The sequence below is a fragment of the Mesorhizobium sp. M0040 genome (genome assembly GCF_040323505.1).
GTDB lineage: Bacteria > Pseudomonadota > Alphaproteobacteria > Rhizobiales > Rhizobiaceae > Mesorhizobium.
The window spans coordinates 1-8,528 of the sequence record NZ_JAMYVA010000094.1 but is presented as its reverse complement, the minus strand read 5'-3'; the positions used below and the strand labels follow the sequence as shown (position 1 = coordinate 8,528).

At 63.2% G+C, this 8,528-nt stretch carries 5 protein-coding genes; 1 reads left to right on the top strand and 4 read right to left on the bottom strand.

Going from position 1 to position 8,528, the window contains the following annotated elements:
* Positions 1–649 precede the first annotated feature (649 nt).
* Positions 650–1,156 (bottom strand): hypothetical protein, encoded by a 507-nt coding sequence (locus NKJ91_RS32775; protein ID WP_352458806.1) that lies wholly within the window; start codon positions 1,154–1,156, stop codon positions 650–652.
* A 174-nt stretch (positions 1,157–1,330) separates the two neighbouring features.
* Between NKJ91_RS32775 and NKJ91_RS32770 the strand changes: the two genes are divergently transcribed.
* Positions 1,331–2,212: a DMT family transporter gene (locus tag NKJ91_RS32770; protein ID WP_352458805.1), complete on the top strand. Its 882-nt coding sequence runs from the start codon at positions 1,331–1,333 to the stop codon at positions 2,210–2,212.
* Between the two features lie 14 nt (positions 2,213–2,226).
* On the opposite strand, the gene dnaE is transcribed toward NKJ91_RS32770, so the two are convergent.
* The 3 genes from dnaE to NKJ91_RS32755 form a co-directional block, all read right to left on the bottom strand.
* Positions 2,227–5,754, bottom strand: a complete 3,528-nt coding sequence (dnaE, locus tag NKJ91_RS32765; RefSeq protein WP_352458804.1) for a DNA polymerase III subunit alpha — start codon at positions 5,752–5,754, stop codon at positions 2,227–2,229.
* A 460-nt stretch (positions 5,755–6,214) separates the two neighbouring features.
* Positions 6,215–8,227, bottom strand: coding sequence for an acetyl-CoA carboxylase biotin carboxylase subunit (locus NKJ91_RS32760; protein ID WP_352458803.1), 2,013 nt, complete (start codon positions 8,225–8,227; stop codon positions 6,215–6,217).
* Positions 8,228–8,311: 84 nt separating this feature from the next.
* On the bottom strand, positions 8,312–8,528 hold a 217-nt coding region (locus tag NKJ91_RS32755; RefSeq protein WP_352458802.1), incomplete at its 5' end, for a hypothetical protein.

Genomic DNA, 8,528 nt, shown 5'->3' with positions numbered 1-8,528 from the left:
CTGGTCCGCAGGCGCACTGCCGCGTGGTAACGGCATGGATCCCAGGGTCTGCGCCGCGTCGCTTTGCTCCTTGCTCCGCCCTGGGATGACGAATTGGAGGGATGTTTCAGCCAATCTCCGAAGTTAGCGGTTTGCCACTGAAATTGGCCGCTGACAGAACTATCGACGGTTGCTGCCGATCGGCTTAGCGATTAGCGCAAACGCCCATCGCTTCGTCATCCTGGGGCGGAGCAAGGAGCGAAGCGACGCGGCGCAGACCCCTGGATCCATGCCGCGACATCAGAGCGCTGCCGCGGTGCGGAATTGTGCTCCGCTGCACTCTTCGGCTAAGGTTACCGCATGGATCCCAGGGTCTCCGCGACGGCGCTTCGCTCCTGCTTCGCCCAAGGATGACGAAGTTGGGGAAGTTTCGGCCGATCCCGAATGTTTATGATGGTCCAACGAAACGAACGATGAAATCTTGGCTGCCGATCGGCTTCCAACCCGTCAAGATCGCTGTGCCGGGACTGACTGCTGCCCACCCCGAGCCGTCTTTCGCGTCGGTACTAAGCGTCAGATTTTCACAACCAGACCATGATCCCGAACCGAAGGTCCGCGTACGCGAAAAGTGGAAACCGGTTTTCAAAAAGATCATGATCAAACAAGAAGATCACGTGCGCTGCAGATCGATCCGGGTGGTCACCACACTCTTCCCGGTTTTCGGATCGGTATCGACGACGATCAGCCGCATGCCATTCTCGCCGTTCTTCTCGACCGTCATTTGCGCCCTGCGATCACCATTGACCTCCTTGGCCCAACGGATGCCGAGATTGATTGCGTTGCCGGAGCGGCTGCCGCTCAATTGCGCCGGCCCGGTGCGCGATCCGACATAGGTGCCGGTGTATTTCGTCCCGCTCGATTTGAGATCGGCGCTGATGGCGCGCGTTACCACGATAAGACCGCGGCAGCTGCCGTCGAGCGATAGCGAGCTCGACGTTGCGTCGGAATTGAAATGACAGGAGACATTCACCGTCGGCGCATCGGTGGTCACCTTGACGATGCCTTTGCCGGCGAAATTCCCCTGGAATGAGCGAAGAAAATCCGGATCGTCGGCATGCGCTGCCCCGGCCCCGGCCGTCAGGCAGCCGGCAAGTACAAATCGTGCAAGTGATTTCATCGGACCGCTCCTCGTTGGTATCCAAAACACAGCACGCAAACACCGAGGGACCAACGCTCCCCTCAGCGGCGGGTTCCGGCTTCAACATCACTGTTTGCAACGCTGCACGGCTGGCCCAGTCGAATGCGTCGGCTAGCGGTTGCGATGAAAGCGCCGGCTTGCGACATAGCGCCCATGGCACCCGCACCCTCGATCCCCAAGGCCGCGTTCTGGATGGCGCTGTCGATCGCCTCGTTCCTTGCGATGTCGGTGGCCGGCCGCGCCACGACGGCAGAACTCAACGTCTTCCAGGTGCTCGAGCTGCGCTCGGTGATAGGCTTTTTCATCCTGCTGCCGCTGGTCATGATGTCAGGCGGTTTTCCGGCGATGCGCACCGGGCGTCCGCTGGCCCATATCGCCCGCAACGTCGTCCACTATACCGGCCAGGCTGCCTGGCTCTACGCCCTGACGCTGATCCCGCTTGCGGTGCTGATCTCGATCGAGTTCACGACGCCGATCTGGACCGCGCTGCTGGCGGTCGCTTTCCTCGGCGAAAGGCTGTCCCGGCCACGGCTTGCGGCGATCGTGCTCGGGCTGATCGGCGTGGTGATCATCGTGCGTCCGGGCGTCGGCGCGGTCAATCCGGGACATGTCATCGTGCTGGGAGCCGCGGTCTGCTTCGGCGTCTCGGTGGTCCTCGTCAAATCGCTGACGCGGACGGACAGCGTCGTGCGCATCATCTTCTGGATGCTGATCATCCAGTCGCTGCTTGGCCTCGTCCCGGCGCTTTACGAATGGCGCAACCCGCCGCTTGAGCTCTGGCCGTGGATCCTGCTCATCGCCTTCACCGGCATGTCGTCGCATTTCTGCATGGCCCGCGCACTTGTCTATGCCGATGCGACTGTCATCTCGCCAATGGACTTTTTGCGCGTGCCGCTGTCGGCGGTGATCGGATGGCTGCTCTATCATGAGCAGATCGACGCCTTCACCGCCGGTGGCGCCCTGCTGATCCTCATGGGAAATCTGCTCAACCTGCAGCGGAGGGCACCGCAACCGGCGGAGATCGCCGCTTCATAAGCGTGCGCTAACTCTTAGACCAGTTCCACCTCGACCACGCCCGGCACCGCCCGCATCGCCGACGCGATCTGAGGCGATACGCGGTAGCGGTTAGGCAACTCGATCTCGACCTCGCCCTCGCCGCCTTCCTTGATGACGATGATGCTCACCTGACTGTCGCCACGCTGGCCAAGCCGCGATTGGATTGTCGATGCCGGTGCGTCATTTCTGACGAAGATGCGCAACGCTTTCTGGATACGGCTTGCCTCTTCCTCCAACGACTGCACGGTCTGGATGCGCAGATTGACGCCTTCAGGCCTGTCCTCGGCCGAAACGGTGATCACCACCGAGCGGCCGGGTTCGAGCAAGTCGCGGTATTGCGCCAGCCCCTCGGAAAACAGCACCGCTTCATACTGGCCGGACGTGTCGGAGAACTGCACGACGCCCATCTTGTTGCCGGTGCGCGTCTTGCGCTCCTGCTTGGTGGTCACCGTGCCGGCGAGCCGGCCGGCGGCAGCACCGCGTTTGACGGCGGCCGAAAACTCGCCCCAGGTCTGCACCCGCATTTTCTGCAGCGCCGCCTTGTATTCGTCGAGCGGATGCGCCGAGAGATAGAACCCGACCACCTGGAATTCACGGTGCAGGCGGTCGGCGGCGAGCCAGGGATCGGTCGCCGGCAAGTTGAGCGCCTGCGACTGTGCGCCGAGCGAGGCGCCAAAGATGTCATGCTGGCCGGTGACGGCATTCTGCTGCGCCAGCGACGCCAGCCCCATCATCCGCTCGACGCCGGCCATCATCGCCGCGCGGTCATGACCAAAGCAGTCGAGCGCGCCGGCCATGATCAGGCTTTCGAAGACGCGCTTGCCGACGATCTTCGGATCGACCCTTTCACAGAAATCGGCGAGACTCTTGAAGGGTTTTTCGCCGCGCGTGGCGACGATGTGCTCGACCGCCGCGTCGCCGACGCCCTTGAGCGCGGCCAGCGAATAGAAGATGCGGTTCTCGCCGACCTCGAAATCCCGGAACGACGTCATGACCGACGGCGCCACCACCTCGATGCCGAGGCGCAGCGCATCCTGGCGGAAATCGGCGAGCTTGTCCGTATTGCCCATGTCGAGCGTCATCGATGCCGCCAGGAATTCGACGGGGTAATGCGCCTTCAGATAGGCGGTCTGGTAGGAGACGACGGCATAGGCGGCGGCATGCGATTTGTTGAAACCGTAGTCGGCAAACTTTGCCAGCAGGTCGAAGATGAAGTCGGCTTGCGGCTTGCCGACGCCGCGCTCGACCGCGCCCGAAACAAAGCGCTCGCGCTGCTTGTCCATCTCGGCGCGGATCTTCTTGCCCATGGCGCGGCGCAGCAGATCGGCTTCGCCCAGCGAATAGCCGGAGAGCTCCTGCGCGATCTGCATCACCTGTTCCTGGTAGACGATGACGCCTTGCGTCTCCTTGACGAGATGGTCGATCTTCGGGTGGATCGACGCCATCTCCTCCTCGCCGTGCTTTCTGGCGTTGTAGGTCGGTATGTTCTCCATCGGCCCCGGCCGGTAGAGCGCGACCAGCGCGATAATGTCCTCGATACAGTCGGGCCGCATGCCGATCAGCGCCTTGCGCATGCCGGCACTTTCCACCTGGAACACGCCGACCACCTCGCCGCGCGACAGCATGGCGTAGGTTTCGGGGTCGTCGAGCGGAATGTGGGCAAGATCGATCTCGATGCCGCGGCGGCGGATCAGCTTGACGGCCCTGTCCAGCACCGTCAGCGTCTTCAGGCCAAGGAAGTCGAATTTCACCAGCCCGGCCTGCTCGACATATTTCATGTTGAACTGCGTGACCGGCATGTCCGAGCGCGGATCGCGGTACATCGGCACCAGCTCCGACAGCGGCCGGTCGCCGATGACGATGCCGGCGGCGTGCGTCGAGGCGTGCCGATAAAGACCTTCCAGTTTCTGCGCCGTATCGAGCAGCGTCTGCACGATCGGCTCACGCTCCGCCTCTTCGGCAAAGCGCGGCTCGTTGGCGATGGCGTCGGCGAGCTTGACCGGATTGGCCGGGTTCGACGGCACCATCTTGCTCAGCTTGTCGACCTGCCCGTAAGGCATTTGCAGCACGCGGCCGACGTCGCGCAGCACCGCGCGCGCCTGCAGCGTGCCGAAGGTGATGATCTGGCCAACCTGGTCGCGGCCGTATTTCTGTTGGACGTAGCGGATGACTTCCTCGCGCCGGTCCTGGCAGAAGTCGATGTCGAAGTCGGGCATCGACACGCGGTCGGGATTGAGGAAGCGCTCGAACAGCAGCGAAAAACGCAGTGGGTCGATGTCGGTGATGGTCGTGGCATAGGCGACCAGCGAGCCGGCGCCCGAACCGCGGCCCGGGCCGACCGGGATCCCTTGTGCCTTGGCCCATTTGATGAAGTCGGCAACGATCAGGAAATAGCCCGGATATTTCATCTTCTCGATGACGCCGAGCTCGAAATCCAGCCTTTCGCGATATTGCTCGACCGTGTAGCCCGGCGTCGGCCCGTGCGCCGCCAGCCGCGCCTCCAGCCCTTCATGCGCCTGCCTGGCAAGCTCCTGCGCCTCCGCCTTGACCGCAGCATCGGCGTCGGCGACATCGCGGCCGGCAAAGCGCGGCAGAATCGGATTGCGGGTCTTCGGGTAATACGAGCAGCGCAGCGCGATCTCGACGGTGTTGTCGATTGCTTCCGGCAGGTCGGCGAACAGCCTCGCCATATCGGCCTGGCTTCTCAGGAAGTGGTCGGGCGAAAGGCGGCGGCGATTGTCGGCCGCAACCACGGAACCTTCGGCGATGGCGATCAGGGCGTCATGCGCCTCATAGTCTTCACGAGAGAAGAAAAACGCCTCGTTGGTGGCAACCAGCGGCAGATCGTGGCGGTAGGCGAGATCGACCGACGACTGCTCGATGGCGCGGTCGTAGCCGGACACGCGCTCAAGCTCGACATAGAGCCGGTCGCCGAACAGGCCCTTGAGCGCCGAGAGCCGGGTCTCGGCGAGTTCGCGGCGATCCTGTTTCAAGGCAGTGCCGATCGGACCGCGCGGCCCGCCCGTAAGGCAGATCAGACCGTCGGTGTGGCCCTGCAGCATCTCGCTCGTCAGATGCACCGCTTCGCCGGGCGGTGTCTCGAGGTAGACGCGGCTGACCAGCCTGACCAGATTGCCGTAGCCGGCCTCGGTTGCGGCGATCAGGACGACCGGCCGCATCTCCGGTCCTTGCCGCCTGCGGTCGCGCTGGCTGTCGCTCGCCTCGCCGGAAAAGGCGAGGTCGATCTGGCAGCCGATGATCGGCTGGATGCCGTCCTTTACCGCCTTCTGGGCGAATTCCAGCGCGCCGAACAGATTGTTGGTGTCGGTGACGGCGATTGCCGGGCATTCGTCCTGCACCGCATGGCCGACGATCTTGCCGAGCTGCAAGGCACCTTCGAGCAGCGAATAGGCCGAATGCACGCGCAGATGAATGAACCGACGCGCCGCCGCCTCCGCCCGCGACGCCTTTGCATAGGCCTCGCGCAGCAAGGGATCGCGTGGAAGTCTCTCATCCGCCATGGTTTTTTCGCGCCGCCTCACAAGGACTCAGTCGATGAAGATGTATTGTCCGGCACCGGGTAACATGAGTCCAGCGGGAGTGATTGGAGCTTTGTGAACTTAGCAATCGCTTCCGCCGGCAGAAAGGCGCTGCCACCGAAGCTGCCAATCTCCCCCCTCGTGGGGGAGATGTCCGGCAGGACAGAGAGGGGCGCTGTCCCGCCGACGTCAGGCTGCAAATAAAAACCCGCCACTGCGGGCGGGTCGCTGGAGCCAATTAGCACCATACTCGAATTAGTAGCATAGCTGCCGGCACAAAGCAAGAACAAAATACGTTGTGACGGCAAAAAAGTGCGAATTCCTCACGGCCTCGCCTTGTCCCTCCTCAAGCGAGCATGCTCAACCAATTGCAAAGTCGCGTTCCTTCGCGCCCCCCTCTGTCCTGCCAACTGCTGACGGGCGTCGAGGGCGGGTTTCAGCCTCACGCGAATTCCATGATCACCGCATCGACGGCAAGGCTGTCGCCTGGCCTGGCGTTGAGCTTCGAGACGATGAGATCGCGCTCGGCGCGCAACACGTTTTCCATCTTCATCGCCTCGACCACGGCCAGCGTCTCGCCGGCCTTGACCTCCTGCCCCTCGGCAACGGCGATCGATACGACGAGGCCGGGCATCGGGCAAAGCAGCATCTTCGAGGTATCCGGCGCCACGTTTTCCGGCATCAGCCGTTCGAGCTCGGCGGTGCGCGGCAGCATGGCGCGCGCCGTCACCGACATGCCTTTCCAGGCGATGCGGAACCCGTTCAGCACCGGCCTGACTTGCGCCGCGACCTTGCGGCCGCCGACTGTGCCGCGCCAGATGAGATCGCCCGGCCGCCAGTCGCATGCCACCGTCAGCGGTTTGCCGCCGTCGATTGTGAGGTCGAGCTCCATCGGAATGGAAATCATGCCTTCGACGATGGCAACCGAAAGATAATCCCGGCCGATCTTCACCACCCAATCGCGTTTCAAGGCACCCGAATGCGGCGCCAGCCGCCCGCCCAGCCGGTCGAGCCGGTCGCGGCGCAGCAGTTCGACCGCGGTTGCGATCGCGGCCAGCACCGCGTTTTCTTCGCTGTTCGGCACAATGGGCGCGAAGCCGTCGGGATACTCCTCGGCGATGAACGCCGTCGATAGCCGCCCTTCCCGCCAGCGCCGATGCTGCATCAGCGCCGCCAGGAACGGTATGTTGTGCTCGATGCCATCGACGACGAAACTGTCCAGCGCTTCCGACATCGCGTCGATCGCCGCCAGCCGTGTCGGCGCCCAGGTGCACAGCTTGGCGACCATCGGGTCGTAGAACATCGAGATTTCCGAGCCTTCGGTGACGCCGGTATCGTTGCGGATAACGACCTCGCCGAATTTTCCCTCTTCCGGCGGCCGGTATTTCATCAGCCTGCCGATCGACGGCAGAAAGTTGCGATACGGATCTTCGGCATAGAGGCGGCTTTCCACCGCCCAGCCGTTCAGCTTGACGTCGCTCTGCTTGATGGCGAGCTTTTCGCCGGCCGCCACGCGGATCATCTGCTCGACCAGGTCGATGCCGGTGACGAGCTCTGTCACCGGATGCTCGACCTGCAGTCGCGTGTTCATTTCCAGGAAATAGAAGTTTTTGTCGCTGTCGACGATGAACTCGACCGTGCCGGCGCTCTGGTAGTCGACGGCCTTGGCCAGCGCCACCGACTGCTCGCCCATGGCTTTGCGGGTCTTGGCGTCGAGGAACGGCGACGGCGCCTCCTCCACGACCTTCTGGTTGCGGCGCTGGATCGAGCATTCGCGCTCGCCGAGATAGAGCGTGTTGCCATGCGCGTCGGCGAGCACCTGGATTTCGATATGGCGCGGATCGACGATGAATTTTTCGATGAAGACGCGGTCATCGCCGAACGAGCTTTTGGCCTCCGACCGCGCCCGGTCGAAGCCGTCGCGCACCTCTGCCTTGCTCCAGGCGATGCGCATGCCCTTGCCGCCGCCGCCGGCCGAAGCCTTGATCATCACGGGATAGCCGATTTCGCCGGCTATTCTTTCGGCATGGGCGGCGCTTTCGACGACGCCGAGCCAGCCGGGCACCGTCGACACCTTGGCCGCGTTGGCGAACTTCTTCGATTCGATCTTGTCGCCCATCGCCTTGATGGCCTTGGGCTTCGGGCCGATGAAGACGATGCCTTGCTGCTCCAGCGCTTCGCAGAAGGATGCCCGCTCGGACAGGAAACCGTAGCCGGGATGCACGGCCTCTGCTCCTGTCGCCTTGCAGGCGGCGATGATCTTTTCCGCGACCAGATAACTTTGCGCAGCCGGCGAAGGCCCGATATGCACCGCCTCGTCGGCCATTTCGACATGCACGGCGTCGCGGTCGGCGTCGGAATAGACCGCGACGGTGGCGATGCCCATCTTGCGCGCCGTCTTGATCACGCGGCAGGCGATCTCGCCACGGTTGGCGACCAGGATCTTTGTGAACATGCAGGCCTCGTCCCTCGGCTGCCCTTCTTTTACGGGCTTCCCGTTTTATGGGCTTCAGGGGGCCGGTCAAGGCAAAGTCGGAGCCTATCCCGCATGCAAATCGGCGGGCGCTGACGAAAATCCGGGGTCAGAACGTCGCTTCGTGCATAGCGCAGAGCTGAATGGTAAGTTAAATCTAACCTGGATTGCAGACTGCCTTGGGAGGATTGCCTGATGAAAACGCGCGCCGCTGTCGCCGTCGCCGCCGGAAAGCCGCTGGAGATCATGGAGGTCGACCTCGACGGTCCCCGTGATGGCGAGG

What these genes read in the sequence shown, in the direction of transcription:
- NKJ91_RS32770 (WP_352458805.1), top strand. Translation starts at nt 1,331, where the DNA reads ATGGCACCCGCACCCTCGATCCCCAAGGCCGCGTTCTGGATGGCGCTG.
- NKJ91_RS32775 (WP_352458806.1), bottom strand. Translation starts at nt 1,156, where the DNA reads ATGAAATCACTTGCACGATTTGTACTTGCCGGCTGCCTGACGGCCGGG.
- NKJ91_RS32760 (WP_352458803.1), bottom strand. Translation starts at nt 8,227, where the DNA reads ATGTTCACAAAGATCCTGGTCGCCAACCGTGGCGAGATCGCCTGCCGC.
- dnaE (WP_352458804.1), bottom strand. Translation starts at nt 5,754, where the DNA reads ATGGCGGATGAGAGACTTCCACGCGATCCCTTGCTGCGCGAGGCCTAT.